Annotated in this window: 28 protein-coding genes; 20 read left to right on the top strand and 8 right to left on the bottom strand. The window is 65.7% G+C overall.

Annotated elements, in window-relative coordinates:
- Window positions 1–3: 3 nt before the first annotated feature.
- Window positions 4–726: a tRNA (5-methylaminomethyl-2-thiouridine)(34)-methyltransferase MnmD gene (mnmD, locus tag WMC41_RS14675; RefSeq protein WP_432344259.1), complete on the bottom strand. Its 723-nt coding sequence runs from the start codon at window positions 724–726 to the stop codon at window positions 4–6.
- Between mnmD and WMC41_RS14670 the strand changes: the two genes are divergently transcribed.
- A complete protein-coding gene (locus WMC41_RS14670) occupies window positions 725–1903 on the top strand; it encodes an NAD(P)/FAD-dependent oxidoreductase (protein ID WP_432344257.1) in 1179 nt (392 codons plus the stop codon). The genes mnmD and WMC41_RS14670 overlap by 2 nt on opposite strands.
- Window positions 1904–1910: 7 nt before the next feature.
- Here the strand turns inward: WMC41_RS14670 and WMC41_RS14665 are convergent, their stop codons facing one another.
- On the bottom strand, window positions 1911–2285 hold the full coding sequence (locus WMC41_RS14665) for a PRC-barrel domain-containing protein (protein ID WP_064330851.1): 375 nt from the start codon (window positions 2283–2285) through the stop codon (window positions 1911–1913).
- A 136-nt stretch (window positions 2286–2421) separates the two neighbouring features.
- Here WMC41_RS14665 and puuE point away from each other — a divergent pair, with 136 nt between their 5' ends.
- The 4 genes from puuE to uraH are packed head-to-tail and all read left to right on the top strand — an operon-like array spanning window position 2422 to window position 4764.
- Window positions 2422–3354 (top strand): allantoinase PuuE, encoded by a 933-nt coding sequence (gene puuE, locus WMC41_RS14660; RefSeq protein WP_288083040.1) that lies wholly within the window; start codon window positions 2422–2424, stop codon window positions 3352–3354.
- Window positions 3351–3848 (top strand): 2-oxo-4-hydroxy-4-carboxy-5-ureidoimidazoline decarboxylase, encoded by a 498-nt coding sequence (gene uraD, locus WMC41_RS14655; protein WP_432344252.1) that lies wholly within the window; start codon window positions 3351–3353, stop codon window positions 3846–3848. Before puuE ends, uraD begins: the two co-directional genes overlap by 4 nt.
- Before the next feature lie 51 nt (window positions 3849–3899).
- The gene (locus WMC41_RS14650; RefSeq protein ID WP_272806137.1) at window positions 3900–4394 is read left to right on the top strand and encodes an ureidoglycolate lyase; all 495 of its coding nucleotides are present in this window, start codon (window positions 3900–3902) and stop codon (window positions 4392–4394) included.
- A gap of 7 nt (window positions 4395–4401) precedes the next feature.
- The gene (gene uraH, locus WMC41_RS14645) at window positions 4402–4764 is read left to right on the top strand and encodes a hydroxyisourate hydrolase (RefSeq protein ID WP_272806136.1); all 363 of its coding nucleotides are present in this window, start codon (window positions 4402–4404) and stop codon (window positions 4762–4764) included.
- On the opposite strand, the gene guaD is transcribed toward uraH, so the two are convergent.
- Both guaD and puuD read right to left on the bottom strand, forming a co-directional pair.
- Entirely contained in the window at window positions 4761–6068 is a 1308-nt protein-coding gene (guaD, locus tag WMC41_RS14640; RefSeq protein ID WP_432344247.1) for a guanine deaminase, read from the bottom strand. The two genes, uraH and guaD, sit on opposite strands and share 4 nt — an antisense overlap.
- Before the next feature lie 5 nt (window positions 6069–6073).
- Window positions 6074–7306: a urate hydroxylase PuuD gene (gene puuD, locus WMC41_RS14635; protein WP_432344245.1), complete on the bottom strand. Its 1233-nt coding sequence runs from the start codon at window positions 7304–7306 to the stop codon at window positions 6074–6076.
- A gap of 159 nt (window positions 7307–7465) precedes the next feature.
- On the opposite strand from puuD, the gene WMC41_RS14630 reads away from it, so the two are divergent.
- Window positions 7466–8179: a glutathione S-transferase gene (locus WMC41_RS14630; protein ID WP_432344243.1), complete on the top strand. Its 714-nt coding sequence runs from the start codon at window positions 7466–7468 to the stop codon at window positions 8177–8179.
- A gap of 3 nt (window positions 8180–8182) precedes the next feature.
- Here WMC41_RS14630 and WMC41_RS14625 read toward each other — a convergent pair whose 3' ends face one another.
- Complete coding sequence (locus WMC41_RS14625; RefSeq protein ID WP_432344241.1) at window positions 8183–9076, bottom strand: LysR substrate-binding domain-containing protein; 894 nt, start codon at window positions 9074–9076, stop codon at window positions 8183–8185.
- A 101-nt stretch (window positions 9077–9177) separates the two neighbouring features.
- On the opposite strand from WMC41_RS14625, the gene WMC41_RS14620 reads away from it, so the two are divergent.
- A complete protein-coding gene (locus WMC41_RS14620) occupies window positions 9178–9357 on the top strand; it encodes a hypothetical protein (protein ID WP_432344239.1) in 180 nt (59 codons plus the stop codon).
- Here the strand turns inward: WMC41_RS14620 and xdhC are convergent.
- A complete protein-coding gene (gene xdhC, locus WMC41_RS14615) occupies window positions 9354–10193 on the bottom strand; it encodes a xanthine dehydrogenase accessory protein XdhC (protein ID WP_432344236.1) in 840 nt (279 codons plus the stop codon). The genes WMC41_RS14620 and xdhC overlap by 4 nt on opposite strands.
- A gap of 155 nt (window positions 10194–10348) precedes the next feature.
- On the bottom strand, window positions 10349–11122 hold the full coding sequence (locus tag WMC41_RS14610; protein ID WP_272806132.1) for a 3-hydroxybutyrate dehydrogenase: 774 nt from the start codon (window positions 11120–11122) through the stop codon (window positions 10349–10351).
- A gap of 196 nt (window positions 11123–11318) precedes the next feature.
- Between WMC41_RS14610 and glpK the strand changes: the two genes are divergently transcribed.
- From glpK to sbmA, 10 genes are all read left to right on the top strand, one after another.
- On the top strand, window positions 11319–12812 hold the full coding sequence (glpK, locus tag WMC41_RS14605) for a glycerol kinase GlpK (protein ID WP_432344233.1): 1494 nt from the start codon (window positions 11319–11321) through the stop codon (window positions 12810–12812).
- A 46-nt stretch (window positions 12813–12858) separates the two neighbouring features.
- On the top strand, window positions 12859–13476 hold the full coding sequence (locus WMC41_RS14600; protein ID WP_244767099.1) for a 3'-5' exonuclease: 618 nt from the start codon (window positions 12859–12861) through the stop codon (window positions 13474–13476).
- A gap of 100 nt (window positions 13477–13576) precedes the next feature.
- On the top strand, window positions 13577–13951 hold the full coding sequence (locus tag WMC41_RS14595) for a YciI family protein (RefSeq protein WP_244767098.1): 375 nt from the start codon (window positions 13577–13579) through the stop codon (window positions 13949–13951).
- Entirely contained in the window at window positions 13948–15204 is a 1257-nt protein-coding gene (locus WMC41_RS14590) for an RNA polymerase sigma factor (RefSeq protein ID WP_432344230.1), read from the top strand. The genes WMC41_RS14595 and WMC41_RS14590 overlap by 4 nt, the downstream gene beginning before the upstream one ends.
- A gap of 79 nt (window positions 15205–15283) precedes the next feature.
- A complete protein-coding gene (locus tag WMC41_RS14585) occupies window positions 15284–15766 on the top strand; it encodes an SRPBCC family protein (RefSeq protein ID WP_272806127.1) in 483 nt (160 codons plus the stop codon).
- A gap of 58 nt (window positions 15767–15824) precedes the next feature.
- A complete protein-coding gene (locus WMC41_RS14580; protein WP_432344226.1) occupies window positions 15825–16076 on the top strand; it encodes a type II toxin-antitoxin system Phd/YefM family antitoxin in 252 nt (83 codons plus the stop codon).
- Window positions 16076–16498, top strand: coding sequence for a type II toxin-antitoxin system VapC family toxin (locus WMC41_RS14575; protein WP_432344224.1), 423 nt, complete (start codon window positions 16076–16078; stop codon window positions 16496–16498). The genes WMC41_RS14580 and WMC41_RS14575 overlap by 1 nt, the downstream gene beginning before the upstream one ends.
- Window positions 16499–16580: 82 nt before the next feature.
- A complete protein-coding gene (locus tag WMC41_RS14570) occupies window positions 16581–17642 on the top strand; it encodes an LLM class flavin-dependent oxidoreductase (protein ID WP_432344222.1) in 1062 nt (353 codons plus the stop codon).
- Between the two features lie 45 nt (window positions 17643–17687).
- Complete coding sequence (gene map / locus WMC41_RS14565) at window positions 17688–18440, top strand: type I methionyl aminopeptidase (RefSeq protein ID WP_288083053.1); 753 nt, start codon at window positions 17688–17690, stop codon at window positions 18438–18440.
- A 280-nt stretch (window positions 18441–18720) separates the two neighbouring features.
- Entirely contained in the window at window positions 18721–19986 is a 1266-nt protein-coding gene (sbmA, locus tag WMC41_RS14560; protein ID WP_244767092.1) for a peptide antibiotic transporter SbmA, read from the top strand.
- Between the two features lie 9 nt (window positions 19987–19995).
- Here sbmA and WMC41_RS14555 read toward each other — a convergent pair whose 3' ends face one another.
- Window positions 19996–21009, bottom strand: coding sequence for a polysaccharide deacetylase (locus tag WMC41_RS14555; RefSeq protein WP_432344219.1), 1014 nt, complete (start codon window positions 21007–21009; stop codon window positions 19996–19998).
- 139 nt (window positions 21010–21148) lie between these two features.
- On the opposite strand from WMC41_RS14555, the gene WMC41_RS14550 reads away from it, so the two are divergent.
- The 3 genes from WMC41_RS14550 to der all read left to right on the top strand — a co-directional run bounded on the left by WMC41_RS14550 (window position 21149) and on the right by der (window position 24032).
- On the top strand, window positions 21149–21733 hold the full coding sequence (locus tag WMC41_RS14550) for an NnrU family protein (RefSeq protein WP_432344217.1): 585 nt from the start codon (window positions 21149–21151) through the stop codon (window positions 21731–21733).
- Between the two features lie 101 nt (window positions 21734–21834).
- A complete protein-coding gene (locus WMC41_RS14545; protein WP_432344215.1) occupies window positions 21835–22506 on the top strand; it encodes a tetratricopeptide repeat protein in 672 nt (223 codons plus the stop codon).
- A gap of 92 nt (window positions 22507–22598) precedes the next feature.
- Window positions 22599–24032, top strand: coding sequence for a ribosome biogenesis GTPase Der (gene der, locus WMC41_RS14540; RefSeq protein ID WP_432344213.1), 1434 nt, complete (start codon window positions 22599–22601; stop codon window positions 24030–24032).
- The last annotated feature ends 76 nt before the right edge of the window (window positions 24033–24108 follow it).

Raw genomic sequence — 24108 nt, 5'->3', positions numbered from 1 at the left:
CGTTCAGCCGACCGGTCTTTCCCCGCACAGCATTTCCCGTTTTCCCGCGAAACCCGGCCGGCGTTCCACGACGAAACCGGCGGCCGCAAGGTTGCGCCGCACGAAGCCGGCCGCCGCATAGGTGCCGAAGCGCCCGCCGGGAACGGTCAGCCGGAAGACCGCCGCCATCAGCTCGGCCGACCACATGTCCGGATTGCGCGCAGGCGCGAAACCGTCGAGAAACCAGGCGTCGAAGGGTGTCGTCTCGCTCCCGAGGCTTTCCAGCGCCGCGCCGCAGACCACGGTGAGGCGGACACCGGGCGCAAGGTCGATCTCGACACGCCCGGCCGATGCATCCGGCCATTTGTCGGTAAGGATCGTGCGTTCGTGCTCGATTTCCGGCCAGTGCGCGAGTGCCCGGGCGATATCGGCGCGCGCCATGGGGAAACGCTCGAAGGAGGTGAAGTGGAGGCTTGCGCCTTCCGGCGCAGTCCCGCGCCATTGCCGCCAGGTCTCGCAGAGGTTGAGGCCGGTGCCGAAGCCGAGTTCGGCGATGCGGAAAGGTGCTTTCCGTTGCCAGCGGTCCGGCAGCCCGTTGCCGGCGAGGAAGACATGGCCGCATTCCAGCCGGCCGTCGCTGCGGCAATAAAAGTGGTCGTCAAAGGCCCGGGAATAGGGCATATCGCCGTCGTGCCAGTCGAGGACGGCTTCGGTCTGCGGCGTGTTTTCAGGATTGTGGTCAGCCATGGCGAATGCCGATAATCGCGGGAAGGCCGCCGGTCAACCGGCCGTGGACCTCATCGTCGCCGGCGGCGGGGTGATGGGCCTGTGGACCGCGCTTCTTGCCGCCCGGCAGGGCCTGTCCGTGCATCTTGCCGAGCGGCGTGCGATCGGCGCCGGCGCCAGCGGCGGCGTGCTCGGCGCGCTGATGCCGCATCTGCCGGACCGCTGGAACGCCAAGAAGGCTTTCCAGTTCTCCGCGCTGGTTTCGCTCGAGGCGGAGATCGCGGCGCTGGAGGCCGAAACCGGGCTCTCCGCCGGCTATCGCCGCACCGGCCGCCTTATTCCCCTTCCTAAGCCCCACAACCGTGCCATCGCGCTTGGCCATGCACAGGATGCGCTTTCCGTCTGGACGATGCCCGGCCGCACCTTCGCCTTCGAGGTGCTGGACGCGTCCCCCGTCGCGGGATGGCCGGCGGAAACGGCGATGGCTTCGGGGCTCGTCCATGATCATCTCGCCGCCCGCCTTGCGCCCCGCGCGCTGCTCGCCGCCTTGCGGGCCGCGCTCGCGCGCCTGCCGAATGTCACGATCCGCGAAGGCGCGGGGCTTTCCGCGCTGGACCCGGCGAGCGGCATCGCCCGGTTCGAGGATGGCGCCAGCCTGGCCTTCGGCCATTGCGTGCTGGCGGCCGGCGTCGAGACCTTCGCCTTGCTCGCGCCGCTCGTTCCCCCGCTGGCAAGGCCGGTGGGGAGCGCGGTGAAGGGGCAGGCGGCACTGCTTCGGGCGCCCGTCGATCCGGCATTGCCGGTGATCTTTGCCGACGGACTTTACATCGTGCCGCATGAGGACGGCCTCGTCGCTATCGGCAGCACCAGCGAAAACAGCTTTGCCGATCCCTCCGGCACTGACGGGCTTCTCGACGCGCTGATCGCCAGGGCACGGCAGATGGCGCCGGTTCTGGCGGAAGCGCCGGTCGTGGAGCGCTGGGCAGGGCTGCGGCCCAAGGCGATCGGCCGCGAGCCGATGGTCGGCCGCCATCCCGATCACCCGACCGTCAGCCTGATAACCGGCGGCTTCAAGGTGAGCTTCGGCCTGGCGCATGAACTGGCGCGCGCGGTGCTGGACGAAATCAAGGGCGGCACGCTTGGCGTACCGCCCTCGTTCACCGTCGCGGCCCACTTCGAGGAAGCCGGACGGGTGTGACCCGTGCTTACATCCAGTAGGGCGGCACGCCGTAATAGTCGTGGATCACCTTGCCATTGCGGCGGTTCCAGTCGTATTCGGCATCGCTTTCATAGTGCGGTGCGCGCTCGACCTGCTCCTTCGTTACGTCGACGCGATAGCCGCCGAGGCCTTCGTCATAGCTCAGCTTCGCCCAGGGCAGAGGATAGTGGTCCTGGCCGAGGCCGAGGAAGCCGCCGAAGCTGAGCACCGCGTAGGAGACGTGACCGCTGCGCTTGTCGAGGATCAGACGCTCCACCGAGCCGATATGCTTGCCGTCGGCCCCGTAGACACTCGTGCCCTCCACCTTGTCGCTGGCGATCAGATCCTGGGTTTCGCGAATGTTTGCATCCTGCATGGCCATAGGTGTTTCTCCTTGCTTGTGATGGACAGGAAACGGGCCGAGGCGGTAATGGTTCCTTTCATGAGGGTATGCATCGGATTCAATTCGGCTTCCGGCCGTCCGCTGCACCGGTTCCGCCCATTGTCGAGGTGATCGAATGACTGAGAAGACCTATCCGCGCGACCTGATCGGCTACGGCCGCACGCCCCCCAAGGTGCGCTGGCCGGGCGATGCCAACATCGCCGTGCAGTTCGTCATCAACTATGAGGAGGGCGGCGAAAGCTGCATCCTCGACGGTGACGGGGCGTCGGAGTGCCTGCTCTCGGAAATCGTCGGCGCGCAGCCCTGGCCGGGCCAGCGCAACCTCAACATGGAATCGATCTACGAATACGGCTCGCGCGCAGGCTTCTGGCGCCTGCATCGCCTGTTCACCAGCCGCAACGTCACGACCACCGTCTACGGCGTGACGCTCGCCATGGCGCGCAACCCGGAAGCCGTCGCCGCCATGAAGGAAGCCGGCTGGGAAATCGCCAGCCACGGCTACCGCTGGCTGGAATACAAGGATTTTTCCGAGGAGAAGGAACGCGAGCACATCCGCGAGGCCGTGCGCCTGCACAAGGAGCTGACGGGCTCTCATCCGCTCGGCATGTACCAGGGCAAGCCCTCCGGCAATACGCTGCGCCTGGTCATGGAGGAGGGCGGCTTCGTCTATTCCTCCGATTCCTATGCGGACGACCTGCCCTTCTGGGTGCCGGGCCTCGACGGCGAGCCCTTCCTGATCATCCCCTATACGCTCGAAACCAACGACATGCGGTTTGCGACGCCCCAGGGCTTCAACACCGGCGACCAGTTCTTCACCTACCTGAAGGACGCCTTCGACGTGCTCTACCAGGAGGGTGCCGAAGGCAGCCCGAAGATGCTCAACATCGGCCTGCACTGCCGCCTCGTCGGCCGGCCCGGCCGCGCCGCCGCGCTCGCCCGCTTCGTCGATTACGTGCTCGGCCATGAGAAGGTCTGGATCCCGCGGCGCATCGACATCGCGCGCCACTGGATCGAGAACCACCACCCGTCGAAGGGGAAGGGCGCATGATCGACCGGGCCGATTTCCTCGCCCGTTTCGGCGGCGTCTTCGAGCATTCGCCCTTCATCGCCGAGCGCGCGTTCGATGCCGGCACCGTCGCCCTGCCGCTGACGGCAGCGGGCGTGCATGCCGCGCTCGTCGAGGCCTTCCGCACGGCGAGCGAGGCCGAGCAGCTCGGCGTGCTGCGTGCCCATCCGGATCTTGCCGGCAGGCTGGCGATCGCCGGCGAGCTGACGGAGGACAGCCGCAACGAGCAGGCCGGTGCCGGCCTCGACCGGCTCTCTCCGGCCGAGCACGCCCGCTTCACCGAGCTCAACACCGCCTATACGGAAAAGTTCGGCTTCCCCTTCATCATTGCGGTGAAAGGGCTTAACAAGGGCGACATCCTGGCCGCCTTCGAGGCCCGCATCGGCAACACGGCGGCGGCGGAGTTCGAAACCGCGAAAACCCAGGTGGAGCGCATCGCGCTCCTCAGATTGACCGCTGCTCTCCCCGGAGAATGAACATGCCCGACCACCAAAGACTGCCCTTCCTCTCCCCGGGAGGGCTGTCTCATGGCTGAGAAACTGACGATCCGGCCGCTGACCCAGGAAGCCTTCGCCCCCTTCGGCACGGTGATCGAGGCCGATCCCGCCACGATGCGCCATATCAACGGCGGCAATACCGAGCGCTACCATGCGCTCGCCGAGGCCGAGGCCGTCGGCGAGGATGCGAAGGTCATCATCAACCTCTTCCGCGGCAGCCCAAGGGCCTTCCCCTATGCCGTCGACATGATGGAGCGCCATCCCTTCGGCAGCCAGAGCTTCTCGCCGATCGACGACCGGCCCTGGCTGGTCGTGGTGGCGGAGGACGAGGGCGGTAGGCCGGGCAGGCCGCAGGTCTTCCGCGCCGGGGGGCGTCAGGGCGTCAACTATCGCCGCAACGTCTGGCACCATCCGCTGATGACCCTCGACGCGGTGAGCGATTTCCTCGTGGTCGACCGCCTCGGCGGCGGCGTCAACCTGGAGGAGTTCTTCTTCGACGAACCCTTCATCATCGAACATCCCTGAGGAACCCATGAACAAGCCCGGCCGCCTCACGACCCATGTCCTCGACACCGCGCTCGGCAAGCCCGCGGCCGGCCTGACGATCGATCTCTTCTGGATCGAGAACGGCGAGCACCAGCACATCGTGACCAGGGTGACGAACGGCGATGGGCGCGTCGACGCTCCGCTGGTGGAGGGCGTCGGCTTCATGGCCGGCACCTATGAGCTGGTGTTCCACGCCGGCGACTATCTGCGCGCGACGGGGGCGGTCACCACCGAACCCGCCTTCCTCGACCGCATACCCCTGCGCTTCGGCGTCGCCGATCCGTCGAGCCACTACCACGTCCCGCTGCTGCTTACGGCCTACGGCTACTCCACCTATCGCGGCAGTTAGAGCGCCGCCTTCATGGGCTTGCCGGCCACGTAGGTCTCGCGCACGGCCCGGTCGTCGCCGAGCGTCTGGAGCAGGAAGAGTTCGTCCGTCAGCGAGCGCACCACTTCCATCTTCAGCGCCATGGCAGGTGTCGCGGCGGCATCCAGCACCACGAAGTCGGCGTCCGTGCCGGCATCCAGCGTGCCGATGCGGTCCTCGAGCGACAGCGCCTCGGCATTGCCGAGCGTCATATGGTAGAAGCTCTCGAACGGGTTCAGCCGCTCGCCGAGCAATTGCTGGATCTTGTAGGCCTCGTCCATCGTCTTCAGCATCGAATAGCTCGTGCCGCCGCCGACATCCGTCGCGACGGCGATGCGCACCGGCCTCTCCCGGCGCGACAGCGCCTTGAGGGGGAAGAGGCCGGAGCCGAGGAAGAGGTTGGAGGTGGGACAGTGCACCGCGACGGCGCCCGCCTCGCTCATCGCATCCGCTTCCCGCTCGGAGAGGTGGATGCAATGGCCGAACAGGCTTTTCGGGCCCAGCAGGCCGTGTTTCGCATAGACATCCGTATAGTCGAGCGCATCGGGATAGAGCTCGCGGGTGAAGCGGATCTCGTCGTGGTTTTCGGAAAGGTGTGTCTGGATGTGGAGGTCCGGGAATTCGCGGGCGAGCGCGGCCGCCATTTCCATCTGCGCCGGTGTCGAGGTGATGGCGAAGCGCGGGGTGATGGCGACATGGTTGCGGCCCTTGCCGTGCCATTCGGCGATCACGGCGCGCGTCTCGTCATAGCCCGTTTCGGGCGTGTCCAGCAGGCCTTGCGGCGCGTTGCGATCCATCATCACCTTGCCGCCCACCATGCACATGCCGCGCTTCAGCGCCTCGGCGAAATAGGCGTCGGCGGAGGTCTTGTGCACGGAGCAATAGGCGACCGCGGTCGTCGTGCCGTGGCGGATCATCTCGTCGTAGAAGTGGCGGGCGATGCGGGCGGCATGCTCGCTCTCCACGAAGCGGCATTCCTCCGGGAAGGTATAGGTGTTCAGCCATTCCAAGAGGTTGGCGGCATAGGAGCCGATCACCTGCATCTGCGGGAAATGCAGATGCGTGTCGATGAGGCCGGGCAGGATGAGATGCGGGCGATGGTCGATCTCCTCCACCTCGGCGGGCGCAGCCGCGCGCATGTCCGCATAGGGGCCGACGGCGGCGATCTTCCCGTCCTCCACCAGCAGGCCGCCGTCCTCCTCGTAGCGATAGCTTGCCGTATCGTCGATCGCGACCGGGCGGCGGAGGAAGGAGAGCAGGCGTCCGCGGATGAGGGTTGTCGTCATGGCGGTCAGCGTCCTTCTGCTGCGGTTTCGAACCAGGCGGTGATCAGGGCGCGCTCTTGCCTCGTCATGCCGGTGACATTGCCCGGCGGCATGGCATGGCTGCGCCCGGCCTGCAGATAGATCTCGCGGGCATGGAGGGCAATCGCCGTTTCGCTTTCGAGCACCACGTCCTTCGGCGCCGCGCGAAGCCCTTCCCAGACGGGTTCGGCGGCATGGCACATCGAACAGCGGGTGGAGACGAGATCGCGCACCGCCGGGAAATGGCCGTTCGATGCGAACCGCTGCGCGGAGGGGGGAAGACCGGCATTCGCGCTTTCGCCGGTCAGCACCTTCGGCACGGTGGAAAGCCACATGATGAGGAGGAAGAGGAGCGCGGTGACGAGCCAGGTCCAGGTGGGCTTGCCCTTGCGGGCATGGTTCGTGTTGAACCAGTGCCGGATCGTCACGCCCATCAGGAAGACCAGTGCGGCGATGATCCAGTTGAAGGCCGTCGCGAAGGCGAGGGGATAGTGGTTCGACAGCATGAAGAAGATGACGGGCAGCGTCAGGTAGTTGTTGTGCGTGGAACGCTGCTTGGCGATGACGCCGTATTTCGGATCGGGCGTGCGGCCGGCGATGAGGTCGGCGACGACGACGCGCTGGTTCGGCATGATGATGAAGAAGACGTTGGCCGACATGATCGTCGCCGTGAAGGCGCCGAGATGGAGGAACGCGGCCCGGCCGGTGAAGACCTGCGTGTAGCCCCAGGCCATGGCGACGAGGATGCAATAGAGGACGAGCATCAGCCCCCAGGTGTTCCTGCCGAGCGGCGACTTGCAGAGAAGGTCGTAGAGGATCCAGCCGAGTGCCAGCGAGGCGAGCGAGATGAGGATGGTGACCGGCGTCGAGACGTCGAGCACCGAGCGGTCGACCAGGAAGAGGTCGGCGCCGCCGTAATAGACGAGACAGAGCAGTGCGAAGCCGGAAAGCCAGGTCATGTAGCTTTCCCATTTGAACCAGGTGAGGTGCTCGGGCATCGAGGCTGGCGCCACCAGGTATTTCTGGATGTGGTAGAAGCCGCCGCCATGCACCTGCCACTCCTCGCCATAGGCGCCGGCCGGCAGATGCGGCCGCTTCACGAGGCCGAGATCGAGCGCGATGAAATAGAAGGACGAGCCGATCCAGGCGATGGCGGTGATGACATGCAGCCAACGGACCGCGAAGGTCAGCCATTCCCAGGCGATGGCATATTCATACATCGGCGCGTCCCCTCATGCTCTTTCCGCACCGCGCACATTGCGCAATAATCGGCGGCGAGGGAAGGGCGGTCCAAACGGCTATCCCTCTGATTTCGATTGCAGTGCGCCCGAAAATTCGCCCCGGGCGGAACCGCCGCCCGGCCAAGGGTGTTTTGCGCCATGACCTACGAACTGTACTATTGGACCGGCATCCAGGGGCGCGGAGAATATATCCGCCTCGCGCTGGAGGCGGCCGGTGCGCCCTATCGCGACGTCGCGCGCGAGGAGGGCGACGGCATCCTGTCGAAGGTAAGCCGGGAGGTGGCCACGCCCTCCTTCGCGCCGCCCTTCCTGAGGGACGGCGACGTGGTCGTCGGGCAGGTGGCGGCCATCCTGCTCTATCTCGGCGACAAGCTCGACCTTGCGCCCCGCGAGCCGCGGCTGCGGCTCTGGACGCATCAGATCCAGCTGACCATCGCCGACTTCGTCCTGGAGGGCCATGACGTCCACCATCCCATCGGGGCGGGGGAGTACTACGAGAACCAGAAGCCCGAATCGCTGCGGCGGGCGGCGGAATTCCGCGCGCAGCGCGTTCCGAAATTCCTCGACTGGTTCGAGGGCATCCTTGCGCGAAACCCGGACAGTCAAACGCATCTTGTCGGCGACAGGCTCAGCTATGCGGATCTCTCGCTGTTCCAGGTCATGGACGGCCTGACCTACGCCTTCCCTGTGCTGATCGACGGGCTCTATCCGCGCTATCCGAAGATCAAGGCGCTCTGCGCCGCGGTCGCCGGGCATTCGCGGATCAGCGCCTATCTCGCCAGCGATCGTCGGCTTCCCGGTAACGAAAGTGATCTCTTCCGCCATTATCCCGAACTGGACGCCAAGGCCTAACGGTTACACCGCCGCCGGCATCGTCGCCAGGATCCAGTCGCGAAAGGCACGGATCTTCAGGATGTTGCGGCGGTTTTCCGGATAGGCGAGCCAGTAGTCGCGGCCATCGTTGCATGTCAGCTCGAAGGGCTGGTAGAGCTGGCCGGCGGCGACCTCGGCCCGGAAGTGGCCGGGATTGAGGATCGCGACGCCCTGGCCGGCCATTGCCACCTGGGCGTCGATCGTCTGCACGCCGAGTTCGTTCGGGGGAAACCGTTCGAGGCCCGGATCGTCGATGCCCGCGGCGGAAAACCAGGTGCGCCACCAGATGTCCAGCGGGCTGATGATCGGCAGTTTCAGAAGGTCTGCCGGCTCCCTTATGCCGCCGATCGTCTCGGCCAGCGCCGGGCTCAGCATGGGGGCGAAGTCCATGCGCATGACGCGGTGGCAGGTGAGGCCCGGCCAATCGCCCTTGCCCCAGCGGATCGAGACATCCGCCTCTTCCCGGGCAAAGTCGATCAGCTCCTGCGAGGTGGAAAGCCGGACGGCGATGGTCGGGTGTTTGAGCTGGAAGTCGCCGAGCGTGCGGCTCAGCCATTGCGTGGCGAAGGTGGGCGTCGAATGGATGTGCAGCTTCTGTTCGGCCGCCCCGCGCAGGTCCGCCACCGCTTCGGCCAGTTTCGTCAGCCCCTCGGCCACCTTGGGCGCCAGCCGCTCGCCGGCCTCGCTCAGCATCACCTGCCGCGGCTGGCGCAGGAACAGCGTCTCGCCGAGCGTCTCCTCCAGAAGCTTGATCTGGTAGCTGACAGCGGTCTGCGTCATGCCGAGCTCGTCGCCGGCGCGGGTGAAGCTGGCATGCCGCGCGGCCGCCTCGAAGACGCGAAGCGCATTGAGCGGGAAGTTGCGCGACATCTTCAAGGCCAAGTTCTCTTTATGGATACAGACGAAGCTTCGATTGGAATTCCATCATCTTTCGGCGCATCCTGCAAGCCAATGGATGGAATTTACGAGGTTTTACCATGACATGCATCGTCGATCAGGCGCCGGCGGCCCGCCTGCCGTTTCGCAAGGAAAGCCTTTGGCATAAGCTCTCCCGCGTCTTCCTGGGGCGGCGGCGCAAGCGCGTCCCCCGCCTCGATCCGCGCGAGCTTTCCGACTACATGAAGCGCGATCTCGGCTTTCTCGACGGCCGCGGCTAGCCTGCCGCCGTGGGGGCGTCCCCGTTCTGCCGCCAGGTGGCGAAGGCGAGCAGCACTTCCGAGGCGGTCATCGCGGCGATGACCTCCGGGCGCTTGTCGTCCACCGCCGTGCCGCCGATCGGCAGGACCAGCCGGTCGGCCGCGCTGCGGTCGATGCCCTGCCGTTCCAGATGGTGCAGGAAGGAGGCGCGTTTCGACGTCGAGCCGACCATGCCGACATAGGCAAGGTCGGTACGGGCAAGCGCTTCCTGCCCGATCAGGAAATCCAGCGCATGGTCGTGGGTGACGATGACGACGGCAGAGCCCGGCGGAATGTCGGCGACCAGCGCCTCCGGCAGGGCGGCAAGGCGGTGGTGCACCTCGGAGGTGAGCTGGTCGAGTTCGCTCTGGCGCGCCTCCACCACGAAGATGTTGAGCGGCAGCATGGTCAGCGCATCCGCCAGCGCCCGGCCGACATGGCCGGCGCCGAAGACCCAGACCTGCGGCTTGCGCCGTTCCTCTTCGGCAAGGCGTGCCTCGAGCGCCTCGCGGGCCTGCGCGTCGGCAAAGGTGAAGGTGAGCTCGACGCGCCCGCCGCAACACTGGCCGATCTCGGGGCCGAGCGGAATGTCGAGCCTCGCCTCGCCGCCGGCATCCGCCAGCATCTTTCGCGCATTCTCGATCGCGTCGTATTCGAGCTGGCCGCCGCCGACGGTGCCGTGGATTTCCGTCGGCGCCACCAGCATGAACGTGCCTTCGTCGCGCGGGGTCGAACCCTTGGCGACGGTGACCTCGACGATGACGACGCGGTGTTCCCGGGCGAGAAAGCCCTCCAGACTGTCCTGCAGAAAGTTCATGTCATCCTTCTTTGACGGCCCTCAGCCGTCCGATGGCCGACACGCGCCTGGGCGTGGGGCGGTTTGGCCGCCGCCGGGAAGGGGCGGCCTGTGGCGGAGCACGGTGCCCCGCCATCGCGAACACGCGGATACACAGGGTGCCCGCGCTTCCGTTTCTACTGGGCGGTCCAGCCGCCATCCACCGATATATGGGTGCCGTTGATCGACTTTGCCGCATCGGAGGCGAGGAAAAGCGCGATGGCCGCGACCTCGTCGACCCCGACGAACTCCTTGGTCGGCTGGAACTTCAGCATGACGTCGGACTTCACCTCAGCCTCGCTGATGCCGCGGGCCCTGGCCGTGTCGGGGATCTGCTTTTCGACGAGCGGCGTCAGCACGTAGCCGGGGCAGATGGCGTTGACGGTGATGCCGTTCTCGGCGACTTCCAGCGCGACGGTCTTCGTCAGGCCCATGATGCCGTGTTTCGCGGCCACATAGGCGGACTTGAACGGCGAGGCGACGAGGCCGTGCGCCGAGGCGACGTTGATGACGCGGCCCCAGCCCTTGCGCTTCATGTGCGGAATGGCGGCGCGGATCGTGTGGAAGGAACTGGAGAGGTTGATCGCGATGATCTGGTCCCACTTCTCCACCGGGAAATCCTCGATCTTCTCGACGTGCTGGATGCCGGCATTGTTGACGAGGATGTCGACGCCGTCGAATGCTTCCACCGCCGTCTCGACGAGGTCGGAAATCTCGTGCGGCTTCGTCATGTCGGCGGGATGATAGAGCACGCGTCCCTTGCCGAGGCCGTCGAGCCTTGCGCGGATCGCCTCGATCTCGTCCGCCGCGCCGAACCCGTTGATGACGACATTGGCGCCGCTTTCGGCGAAGGCGGTGGCGATGGCAAGGCCGATGCCGCTGGTGGAGCCCGTTACGACGACGCTTTTCATGCTTGCTGTCTCCCGTTCATGCTGCGTTGCGGTAGCCTACGCCCAAAACTCGCGCGATGACAATTGCGTTTTCCGCGCGGTACAGTCCCGCTGAGGGCAGAGCGTGACTTGCGTTTTATTTTCCTTTGACATTCGTTTTAGTATCGTATTGAAGATTCCGAAGGGTCTGGGAGCGACCCGCAGCTGGGAGGAAGAGATGGGCGGATATGTTCTCGCGATCGATCAGGGCACCACATCGAGCCGGGCGATCGTCTTCGACGGCAAGCAGAAGGTCGTCGGTTCCGGCCAGAAGGAATTCACGCAGCATTTTCCGCAGTCCGGCTGGGTCGAGCACGATCCGGAGGAAATCTGGGACAGCGTCGTCTGGTCCGTCAAGGCCGCTTTGAAGAAGGCGGGCCTTGCCGCCTCCGACATTTCCGCCATCGGCATCACCAACCAGCGCGAGACGGTCGTCGTCTGGGAGCGCGAGAGCGGCAGGCCGATCCACAATGCCATCGTCTGGCAGGACCGCCGCACCGCCTCCTATTGCGAGAAGCTGAAGAAGCAGGACCTCGAAAAGACCTTCACCAGGAAGACGGGCCTGCTGCTCGATCCCTATTTCTCGGGCACCAAGCTCTCCTGGATGCTCTCCAACGTGAAGGGCGCGCGGGCGCGGGCTGCCCACGGGCACCTCTGCTTCGGCACGATCGACACGTTCCTGATCTGGCGGCTGACGGGCGGCAAGTCCCATGTCACCGATGCCACCAATGCCAGCCGCACGCTGATGTACAACATCGCCTCCAACGCCTGGGACGACGAGTTGCTCGACATCCTGCGCGTGCCGAAGGCCATGCTGCCCGACGTGCTCGACTGCGCCGCCGATTTCGGCGTGACGGAAAAGGGCCTGTTCGGCGCGGAAATCCCTATCCTCGGCGTTGCCGGCGACCAGCAGGCGGCGACCATCGGCCAGGCCTGCTTCGAACCCGGCATGATGAAGTCCACCTACGGCACCGGCTGCTTCGCGCTGCTCAACACCGGCACCGACATGGTGCGCTCGAAGAACCGGCTGCTCACCACCATCGCCTACCGGCTCGACGGCGAAACAACCTATGCGCTGGAAGGCTCGATCTTCATCGCCGGGGCGGCGGTGCAATGGCTGCGCGACGGGCTGAAGGTCATCAAGGCCGCGCCCGACACCGGCGACCTTGCCGCCAAGGCCGATCCGATGCAGAACGTCTACCTCGTGCCCGCCTTCACCGGCCTCGGCGCGCCGCACTGGGACCCCGACGCCCGCGCCGCCATCTACGGCATGACGCGCAATACGGGGCCGGCGGAATTCGCCCGCGCCGCGCTGGAGGCCGTCTGCTACCAGACGCGCGACCTGCTCGACGCCATGCACAAGGACTGGAAGGCGAACGGCAAGGAAACGGTGCTGCGCGTCGACGGCGGCATGGTCGCCTCCGACTGGACCATGCAGCGCCTTTCCGACATCCTCGACGCGCCCGTCGACCGTCCGACCATCCTGGAAACGACCGCCCTCGGCGCCGCATGGCTCGCCGGCCAGCGCGCGGGCGTGTGGCCGGACCGCAAGGGGTTCGCCAAGTCCTGGGCGCGGGATACGCGCTTCGAGCCCAAGATGGACGAGAAGACCCGTGCGGTGAAGATCAAGGGCTGGAAGGACGCGGTGCGGCGCACGCTGAGCAACGGATAGGCTACCGGCAACTGCCTGTGCGGCTGATGGTGACGGGGAGAGCGTGATGCCTGAAGCGGCGGTGATTTTCGATTGCGAGTTTCTCTCGGCCGAAGGCGCTCAGCGGCGGCTCTGGTGCGGGCCTTACGATCCTGATCCGCTGGTGGTGCAGATCGGGGCGGTCAAGCTTCGGCTGGCCGGTGATTTCGAAATCGAAGACGCGTTCAACGTTTATGTGGAGCCGCGCGACAGGTATGGCCGCCGCTGCGCGATCGATCCCTTCCTCACGGCGCTGACAGGTATTGGCGACGGCATGATCGATGCTTCCGGAATCGACCTGAAAACGGCGCTCGCACGGTTCGCCGACTATGCGCGCGGCCTGGTGCTCTGGTCGTGGGGCAAGGACGAACTCGGCATGTTGGCGACGAGTTGCTATGTCGCCGGGATTACGCCGCCCATCGCCGCGAACCGATTCGACAATGCGTGCAAGTTGCTGCTGCGCGGCGGCATGGCGTATGAGGATATGCAGAAGACGCCCAGCAGCGGGCTCATGTCGTTATACGGTCTCGACCAGGGTTCGCTCCGCGCCCACGATGCCGTCGACGATGCCCGATCCGTCGCTTTTGTCCTGCAGCACCTGCTGCGTTCCGGCCGGCTGACGCCCGCGGATTTCGATCTTTCCTAGGCTCTCATCACCCGCCTTTATCCCTATCATCAAAAATATTCCGGTGCGCCCTGTCGGCTGAGACGCTACTCCTACGTCTTTCAACCAACGGGAGTTCACCATGCTGTATGCCGTTCTTTGTTACGACGCCGAAAGTGAAGTCAACGCCTGGAGCAAGGAGCTCGACGCGAAGGTCATGGCCGATCTCGGGGCGGTCAACCAGCGTTATGCCGAGGCGGGCAAGCTCGGTCCGGTCGCGCGGCTGATGCCGACGACGGCGGCCGTCACCGTGCGCAAGGGCGCGACGGACGATATCATCATGGACGGCCCCTTCGCCGAAACCAAGGAACAGTTCCTCGGCTTCTTCGTGCTCGACGTGGAGACGCTGGAGGAGGCGATCACCTTCGCCCGTGAGCTTTCGGCGGTCAATCCGGCCAACGGCACCTATGAGGTCCGGCCGCTGCAGTATTTCAATCCGGGAGTACCCATCACATGACAGAGCTTGCCTGGATCGATCTGGCGCTGACCTCGGCGCGGCCGCAGGCCATGGGGGCGCTGTTGCGCTACTTCCGCGACCTCGACATGGCGGAGGAGGCCTATCAGGAGGCCTGCCTGCGTGCGCTGAAGACCTGGCCCGACAAGGGCCCGCCGCGCGATCCGGCAGCCTGGCTCATCTTCGTCGGCCGCAACAGCGGCATCGACCAGGTGCGCAAGCGCGCCAGGCACCAGCCGCTGCCGCCCGAGGAGGTGCTGTCCGACCTGGAGGATACGGAAAGCGACCTTGCGGACCGGCTGGACGGCGCGCATTACCGGGACGACATTCTCCGCCTGCTCTTCGTCTGCTGCCACAAGGACCTGCCGGCGACCCAGCAGATCGCGCTGGCGCTGCGCATCGTCTCGGGCCTGTCGGTTCGGCAGATTGCCCGCGCCTTCCTCGTCTCGGAGGCGGCGATGGAGCAGCGCATCACCCGGGCGAAGGCGAAGGTGGGCGCGGCCGGCATTCCCTTCGAGACGCCGGATGCGGTGGCCCGGGCCGAGCGGCTCGGCCTCGTCGGGGCGATGATCTATCTCGTCTTCAACGAGGGCTATTCGGCGGGCGTTCCCGACAAGGCGGATACGCCCTTCTGCGCGGAGGCGATCCGGCTGGCGCGGCTGCTCCTGAAACTCTTTCCGGCCGAGCCGGAGATCATGGGCCTGACGGCGCTGCTGCTGCTCCAGCATTCGCGGCTTGCGGCCCGCTTCGACAAGGACGGGCAGATCGTGCTCCTGGAGGACCAGGACCGTTCGCTCTGGGACCGCAGCCTGATCGACGAGGCGCTGGTGCTGATCGACAAGGCGATCCGCCATCGCGCGCCCGGGGCCTTCCAGGTCCAGGCGGCGATCGCCGCGCTGCATGCCCGCGCGAAAACGGCGGCGGAGACGGACTGGCTCGAGATCGACCTGCTCTACCAGACGCTGGAGCGCCTGCAGCCCTCGCCGGTGGTGCGGCTCAACCGCGCCGTCGCCGTCTCGAAGCGCGAAGGGCCGGAGGCGGCGCTGGCGCTGATCGAGCCGCTTGCCGACAAGCTGAACGGCTATTTCTATTTCCACGGGCTGCGCGGCGGCCTGCTCAAGCAGCTCGGCCGCTATGGCGAGGCGCACGAAGCCTTCGACCGCGCCATTGCGCTCGCCACGAGTTCGGCGGAGGCGGCCCATATCCGCCAGCATCTCGACAGCATGCAGCGCGAAAGGGCCGCAGCCGAAAAATAACCCCTTTTCGGTGTCGGACTGGCCGTCGGCCGGGCGTCCTTGCGATGAACCGCCGAACATATCCAACGAGGAGACAGACATGACCGACGCCGAGATCAAGCCCGCCAACAACCGCGAACTGGTGCTGACCCGCGTGCTGAACGCAACGCCCGCCCAGCTCTTCAAGGCCTGGACGACGCCGGAGCTAATGAAGGAATGGTTCGCGCCGAAACCCTACGAGACGCCGGTCATCGAGATCGAGCCGCGCGACGGCGGCAAGTTCCGCACGGTCATGACCGGCCCGGACGGTTTCCACATGGACAACACCGGCATCTTCCTGAAGGTGGAGAAGGACAGGCGCATCATCACGACCGATGCCTTCGGCCCCGACTGGAAGCCCACCGAAAAGGCCTTCTTCAGCGCCGAGATTCTCTTCGACGACCTCGGCGACGGCAAGACCCGCTACACCGCCATCGCCCGCCACTGGACCGTCGAGGACTGCGAGATGCACGAGAAGATGGGTTTCCACGAGGGCTGGGGCCAGGTGGCGACGCAGCTGGAAGCAGTGGCTTCGCGGCTCTGATGAAGACGCTTTGCATTGCCCTCCATGTGTAGTAATGTTGCTACACATGGAGGGCGCCATGACGGTCATGTCCAGCCGGGAATTCAATCAGGATACGGGCAAGGCCAAGAGGGCCGCTGAAAATGGCCCCGTCTTCATCACGGATCGTGGCCGGCCGGGCCACGTCCTGCTCTCCATCGAGGATTACAGGCGGTTGATCAGCGGCGAGAAGACGCTTGCCGACCTGCTGGCCATGCCGTCCGGCGAGGACGTTGAGTTCGACCCACCGAAGCTCTCCGATATCGGCGTGAAGCCGGCGGATCTCGGCTGATGTATCTGCTCGACACGAATGTCGTGTCCGAACTGCGGAAAACCTCGTCCGGCCGCGTCGATGCCCATGTCGTGCGCTGGTCGCAATCTGTGCCGCCGCCGCTCTGCCATATCTCGGCAATGTCGATGCTCGAACTGGAGATCGGCGTGCGCCAGATGGAACGCCGGGACGAGCCGCAAGGACTGGCTCTCCGTCGCTGGCTGGACGAGATGGTGCTGCCGTTCTTCGCCGGGCGTGTCCTTCCGGTCGATCTTGCCGTGGCGCTGCGCTGCGCGGAACTGTCGGTTCCCGATCGGCGGCCGGAGCGGGATGGCTTGATCGGCGCGACGGCTCACGTTCACAACATGATCCTCGTCACGCGTAATGTCGCGGATTTCGCGGACATGGATATCCACCTGCTGAACCCCTGGCTCGCCGGGTGAACACACTGTTTCCCGAACGGCCCTTTCAACCCGCCTGCGCCGGCCATATCTCTGGGCAAATCCCTCTTGCCTGGAATATCCCATGGAACTTGGCCTCTATACATTTGCCGACGTCGATCCCAATGCTGCCGACAAGGGGCGGGCAGGGGAGCGGCGGCTGAAGGACCTCCTGGAGGAGATCGCGCTTGCCGATCAGGTCGGGCTCGATGTCTTCGGGCTCGGCGAGCATCACCGGGCGGACTATGCCGCCTCGGCGCCGGCCGTCGTGCTGGCCGCCGCCGCCGCGCGGACCAGGACCATCCGGCTGACGAGCGCGGTGACGGTGCTTTCCTCGGACGATCCGGTGCGCGTCTTCCAGCAGTTCTCGACGGTCGACCTTCTTTCCGGCGGCCGGGCGGAGATCATGGCCGGGCGCGGCTCCTTCATCGAATCCTTCCCGCTCTTCGGCTATGCGCTCGATGATTACGACCGGCTCTTCGAGGAGAAGCTGGACCTGCTGCTGGCGCTCAACGAGAGCGAGACCGTGTCGTGGAACGGCACGATGCGCCCGCCGCTGCCGGGGCTCGGCGTCTATCCGCGCCCGGCGCATGGCCGCCTTCCGATCTGGATCGCCGTCGGGGGCACGCCGCAATCGGTGGCGCGGGCGGGGGCCTACGGGCTGCCGCTGGCGCTTGCCATCATCGGCGGCACGCCGTCGCGCTATGCGCCGCTCTTCGATCTCTACCGCGAGGCCGCGCGCCGCGCCGGGCAGGATGCGGGCGGGCTGAAGACCAGCATCAACGTGCACGGTTTCATCGCCGACACCACCGCGGCTGCGGCCGACACCTTCTACGGCCCGCAGGCCGAGGTGATGAACCGCATCGGCCGCGAGCGCGGCTGGGGGCCGACGAGCCGGGCGCAGTTCGACCAGTCGATCGGGCCGACCGGCCATCTCTTCCTCGGCGATCCGGAAACGGTGGCGAAGAAGATTGTCGCCCACCACCGGATCTTCCGCAACGACCGCTTCCTGCTGCAGATGGCGATCGGCCCGATGCCGCACGAGGCGGTGCTGCGCGGCATCGAGCTCTACGGCACGAAGGTCGCCCCGCTGGTGCGCGAGATGCTGGCGGACGACGCGAAGGGCGACGTGGCCGCTTCCGCCTGACAAGGGCGCGCGGGCATGGTAAGAGGCCCGCGAAAGAGAGACGCGATGACCCTGGAAAACGATGAAGACCTCAACGGCCTGAAGGCCATCGGCCGGATTTGCGCCAATGTGCTGCAACACATGTCGACCGCCATCCGGCCGGGCATGACGACCGCCGAGCTCGACCTGATCGGCCGGCGCATGCTGGAGGCCGCAGGGGCGCGCTCGGCGCCGGAAAGCTGTTATGCCTTTCCGGGCGCGACCTGCATCAGCGTCAACGAAGAGGTGGCGCACGGCATTCCGGGCGAGCGGGTGATCCGCGACGGCGACCTCGTCAATATCGATGTCTCCGCCGAGCTCGACGGCTATTTCGCCGATACCGGCGCCTCGTTCACGGTCGGGCGGTCGACGCCGGCCGTCGAGCGCCTGTGCCGCGACGGCAAGCGCGCGCTCTGGGTCGGGCTGAAATCGGTGCGGGCCGGCAGGCCGCTCGCCGAGGTCGGCAATTCCATCGGCGAATTCGCCCGCAAGAACCGCTATACGCTGATCGCCAACCTCGCCAGCCACGGCGTCGGCCGCTCGCTGCACGAGGAGCCGACGGAAATCGCCACCTGGCCGGACCCGCAGGAAAAGCGCCGCATGACGGAAGGCCTCGTCTTCACCGTCGAGCCGTTCCTCTCGCTCGGCGCCAACTGGGCGGAAGGCGGCAGCAACGACGAGTGGACGCTCTACAGCGAGCCGAGCGCGCCGACGGTGCAGTTCGAGCACACGGTCGTCGCCACCCGCAACGGGCCGCTCGTGGTGACGCTGCCGGGCTGAACCGGGAAGCCAGGAACCGTCTTTACCAGCCTTGTCGTTCAACGGGGCCGTCGCGGCTCGGGGTGTTACAGCGGTGCCCATTGTCCGGACCGGCGTAAAGGGACATTCGCGTTGGCGGCATGGTAGCCATGTTGGCAGCGGGCATCACCGTTCTTGGCGGCGCGCCTTCCATTAAATCTCGGTAATCCGGGCGCTTGGCGATTGTTGCGATGCGTAAACTCCTCTAGGTTCTGCGCGAACCGGCGGCGTTGCTGCCCCATGCAAACGAGAGTTTCGCACCTTGTTCCACTCCTTCTTCCCGCAGCCGAAGCTGTTCTTTTCCTCCCTTGTCGTCTGGACGCTGCTTTCGATCGCGGCCTGGTACACGGTCGGCGCCAATTTCGGTGCGCTGATCGGCCTGCCGCCGCTGCCGGCCGGCACGGAACCGCCGGTCGGCCTCGGTTACTTCGTGACGCCGGACAACATCTGGTTCTATCTCTATTTCCTGATCTGCACCGGCCTCTTCGGCCTGTTCTGGCAGATCCGGGCGAAGGATCATCCCTGGACCAACTGGTCGATCTGGGGCTCGGCCTTCATCATCTTCTCGACCTATTTCAGCGTGCAGGTCTCGCTCGCCATCAACAACTGGCGCCGCCCCTTCGGCGATACCCTGCAGAACGCGCTGCAGGGCACGGGCGGTGTGACCACACAGAATTTCTTCGACCTGATGCTGATCTTCTGCCAGATCGCCTTCATCAGCGTCTTCGTCTACGTCATCACGCGCTTCTTCGTCAGCCACTATGTCTTCCGCTGGCGCACGGCGATGAACAACTACTACATGTCGCTCTGGCCGCGCGTGCGGCATATCGAAGGCGCCTCGCAGCGCGTGCAGGAAGACACGATGCGCTTCGCGACGATCACCGAGGGCCTCGGCGTCAGCCTGATCGACGCGGTGATGACGCTGATCGCGTTCCTGCCGGTGCTCTTCGCCCTCTCCGTGCATATCGGCCCGCTGCCGGTCATCGGCGAAGTGCCGCATGCGCTGTTCTGGGCGGCGATCCTCTGGTCGGCTTTCGGCACCTTCCTGCTCGCCTTCGTGGGGATCAAGTTGCCGGGCCTCGAGTTCCGCAACCAGCGTGTCGAGGCCGCCTACCGCAAGGAGTTGGTCTATGGCGAGGACGACGAGACCAAGGCCCAGCCCCCGACGGTGCGCGAGCTGTTCGACAACGTCCGGATGAACTATTTCCGGCTCTATTTCCACTATCTCTATTTCAACGTCGCCCGCATGTTCTATCTGCAGGCCGACAACCTCTTCGTCTATTTCATCCTCGTGCCGACCATCGTCACCGGCAAGATCACCTACGGCATCCTGCAGCAGATCCTGACGGCCTTTGGCCAGGTCTCCAGCTCGTTCCAGTATCTTGTGAACTCGTGGTCGACGATCATCGAGCTGCAGTCGATCCACAAGCGCCTCAAGGCTTTCGAAGCGGCGATCGATGGGCAGGAGCTGCCGAGCATCGACCAGCAGTTCATCGCGGCTGGCGGCAACGAGGAGCTGGCGCGGTAGGCTTGACCGTCAGAGGGCGGCTCCGGCCGCCTTCTTCTCTTTCGCGAGAATGTCCATCGCCTCGGCATAGCTGACGCAGGCGACGTCCTGTTTGCCGCAGGTCTCCGTCAGGAATCGGTCGAGCGCGCGCCAATAGGCGCCGGCGTTCATCTCCACGAAATGGAAGCCGAGCTGGAGGGGGATGCGCTCGCCGTCATATTGCTTCGTGAAGGCGTCGCGATAGGCCTGAAGCGTGCTTTCCTCGAAGGCGGCGCTCTTTTCCGGCGCCTCCTTGCCCTTGGAATGGCGGACGTAGAGGTTGTAGTCCATGGCGATGACCGGGCGCCGGGCGGCGCCTTCCGGCACGAGGGGCAGGGCGAAGCGGGCGATCTCGCCGCTTGCGACCGGCATGGCGGGTCCCTTCGAGACGAGGCTGGCATCATAGGTGAAGCCGTGTGCCTCCAGCGCCTTGATCAGCCCGCTGCCGGCGGAAAGATAGGGCGCGCGGAACCCCTTGATGTCCTCCTTGACGAAGCGCTGCCAGTCCGCCGGCTCCCGCTCGCCGACGCCGGCATTCTGCCAGGCGTTCTTCAGCGTCTCGTGGAAGAAGGTGAACTCGCCCTTCCAGTCCTCCGCGCTCCATTTGCCCCCGTCGAAATGGCCGCAGGCGTGGCTGCCGATATCGTGGCCCTCGAGCTTTGCCAGCCAGATCTCGCCGAGGCGCAGGATCGTGTCCTCCCGGTCCGGGGAGAAGCCGACATTGGAGCGTCCGCGCTTTTCGTGCGGCGCCTGGTATCTGGCGCGTTCGTCCTTCGGGAAGAGGAAGGTGCAGGAGAGGAAATAGGTGAAATGCGCGCCGGTGCGTTTCGCCATGGCGCGGCTCTTCTCCCACAGGAGATTGTCGTGTGCCCCGTCGAAGGAGGCGATGACGAGCTGCTTGCGCTTAGCGGTCTCGATCGTGTCGTCCTTGGCAAGGGCCGGGCCGGCGGTAAGTGCGGCGGCGAGGGGAAGGAGGACGATCCGGAACGAGACTGAAGACGACATGGCTACCCGCGACAATTTGCAAAGGGGTTTTCATGGTTCGCGAATGCGGCAATCCTTTGATCGGGCTGGAATTGTCGCGTCACGAGGGCTATTCCAGAGGAAACGGCCGCGGGCCGTCTTTTCTTCAAGGGGCATTTTCATGACGTTGCTCATCGCCGGTCTTGTTCTTTTCATCGTCACCCATCTTCTGCGCCCCTTCGCGCCGGGCCTGCGCAATGCGGGCATCGCCGCCCTCGGCAAGCCGGGCTGGATGGCGCTGCATGGCATCGTCTCGCTGCTCAGCCTCGCGCTCATCGCCTACGGTTTCGTCGATGCACGCGAGAATGGCGGCGAGATGCTCTATTTCCCGCCGACCTTCCTGTCGCATATCGCGCTGACGCTGATGCTGATCGCCTCGATCTGTCTCGTCGCCGGCTTCCTGCCGGCCGGGCATATCCGCACGAAGCTGAAGTTCCCGCTGCTCGTCGCCATCAAAATCTGGGCGCTGGCCCATCTCCTGGCGAATGGCGAGAGCTATTCGGTGCTGCTCTTCGTGACGATCCTCGCCTGGGCGGTCATCCTGCGCATCACGCTGAAGAAGCGCATCGCGGCCGGCGAGACGAAGCTGCCGGTCTTCGTTTCGGCGAAATACGATCTGATTTCCGTCGTCGTCGGCCTTGCGCTCTATGCGGTGATCGTCCTCAAGCTTCACGAATGGGTGATCGGTGTTCCACCCCTGCCGTGATCATCGCCTGATCCCCGGCTTTTCGCGCCTGCCCCCTTACAACGCCGCCAAAATGGGGTAGAAGGCGCTAACTTTAAGCGTGAATTCGAGCCGGGCAGAACATGGCAAATCAGGACGACAGCTTTATCCGCGAGGTGAACGAGGAACTGCGCTCCGACCAGATGCGTCTGGTCTGGAAGCGTTTCGGTCGCATCTTCATCGGCGCCGCCGTCCTGGTCGTCCTCGGCACGATCGGCAAGGTGAGCTACGACTACTGGCGCGAGAGCGAGGCCTCGGCCGCCGGCGACAGCTTCCTGGCTGCCCTGACGCTTGCCCGCGAGGGCAAGAACGAGGAGGCGCTCGCCGCGCTGACCGCACTGGAGAAGGACGGCTTCGGCTCCTATCCGGTGCTGGCGCGCATGCGCTCCGCCTCGCTGCTGGCGACGACGGACGTGCAGGGCGCCGTCAATGCCTTCACGGCGATCGCCAAGGATAGCTCCGTGCCGCAGGCGCTGCGCGATGCCGCGCGCCTGCGCGCCGCCTATCTGCTCGTCGACACCGGCACCTACGACCAGGTTTCCGCCGAAGCCGAGCAGCTTGCGACGCCGCAAAGCGCGCTGCGCCATTCCGCGCGCGAGGTTCTCGGTCTCTCCGCCTACAAGCACGAGGACTATGCGCGCGCCAAGGAATGGTTCGACGCGATCCTTTCCGACAACGAGAGCCCGCGCAACGTCGCCAACCGGGCGCAGATGCTGCTTGACCTGATCGCCGCAAGCGGCAAGCTGTCCTCCTGATCTCGTATCGTTTTTGACGCAGTTCCGGATGAAAGACCGCTTCGCCCTTTTACCGGAATTGCTTTAGCCGGCCACCGAAACGGAACACATCCATGAGCTTCACCGTCGCCATTGTCGGACGCCCCAATGTCGGCAAGTCCACCCTGTTCAACAGGCTCGTGGGCAAGAAGCTCGCGCTTGTCGACGACACGCCCGGCGTCACCCGCGACCGCCGTCCCGGCGATGCGCGGCTCGTCGACCTGAAATTCCGCATCATCGACACGGCTGGCCTCGAGGAGGCCGCGCCCGATACCCTGCTGGGCCGCATGCGCGCCCAGACGGAGGCGGCGATCGACGAGGCGGACCTCTCGCTCTTCGTCGTCGATGCCAAGATGGGCCTGACGCCGGTCGACCAGGCGCTTGCCGACATGCTGCGCCGCAAGGGCAAGCCGGTGGTGCTCGTCGCCAACAAGTCGGAGGCCCGCGGCTCCGACGGCGGTTTCTACGATGCCTTCACGCTCGGCCTTGGCGAGCCGACGCCGATTTCCGCCGAGCACGGCCAGGGCATGCTGGACCTGCGCGACGCCATCGTCGCGGCGATCGGCGAGGACCGCGCCTTTCCCGAGGACGACGAGGCCGTCACCGATGTCGACGTGCGCGCCGAGGCGGCTGCCGAGGGCGCCGGAGAGGACGAGGATTTCGAGCCGGAATATGACGAGACGAAGCCGCTGCGCGTCGCCATCGTCGGCCGCCCGAATGCCGGCAAGTCCACGCTGATCAACCGCTTCCTCGGCGAGGACCGGCTCCTGACCGGCCCGGAGGCCGGCATCACGCGCGATTCGATCTCCGTCGAATGGGACTGGAAGGGCCGCACGATCAAGATGTTCGATACGGCCGGCATGCGCCGCAAGGCCAAGGTGCAGGAGAAGCTGGAAAAGCTCTCCGTCGCCGACGGCCTGCGTGCCATCCGCTTTGCCGAGACGGTCGTCATCGTTTTCGATTCGACCATCCCCTTCGAGAAGCAGGACCTCCAGATCGTCGACCTCGTGCTGCGTGAAGGCCGTGCCGCCGTGCTCGCCTTCAACAAGTGGGACCTGATCGACGACCCGCAGGCGGTGCTGGCGGAACTGCGCGAAAAGACCGACCGGCTGCTGCCGCAGGCGCGCGGCATCCGCGCCGTGCCGGTTTCCGGCCAGACGGGCCGCGGCCTCGACAAGCTGATGCAGGCCGTCATCGACACGGACCGCACCTGGAACCGCCGCGTTTCCACCGCCAAGCTGAACCGCTGGCTGGACGCGCAGCAGACGCAGCATCCGCCGCCGGCCGTTTCCGGCCGCCGCCTCAAGCTGAAATACATGACGCAGGTGAAGGCCCGTCCGCCGGGCTTCATGATCTCCTGCACGCGCCCCGATGCGCTGCCCGAATCCTACATCCGCTACCTGACGAACGGCCTGCGCAACGACTTCAACCTGCCGGGCGTGCCGATCCGCATCCACTTCCGCGCATCGGACAACCCGTTCGCGAACAAGGCGAAGAAGAGGCGCTGAGCACCTTTTTGCCTTTCGGCGGATATGGCGTTTGCCCCTCACCCTAACCCTCTCCCCGCACGCGGGGAGAGGGGAC

It is taken from the genome of Shinella yambaruensis, assembly GCF_050859155.1.
GTDB classification, from domain to species: Bacteria; Pseudomonadota; Alphaproteobacteria; order Rhizobiales; family Rhizobiaceae; genus Shinella; species Shinella yambaruensis.
Note: the sequence above shows the minus strand (reverse complement) of the source record. Positions and strands in the feature narration are given on the sequence as shown.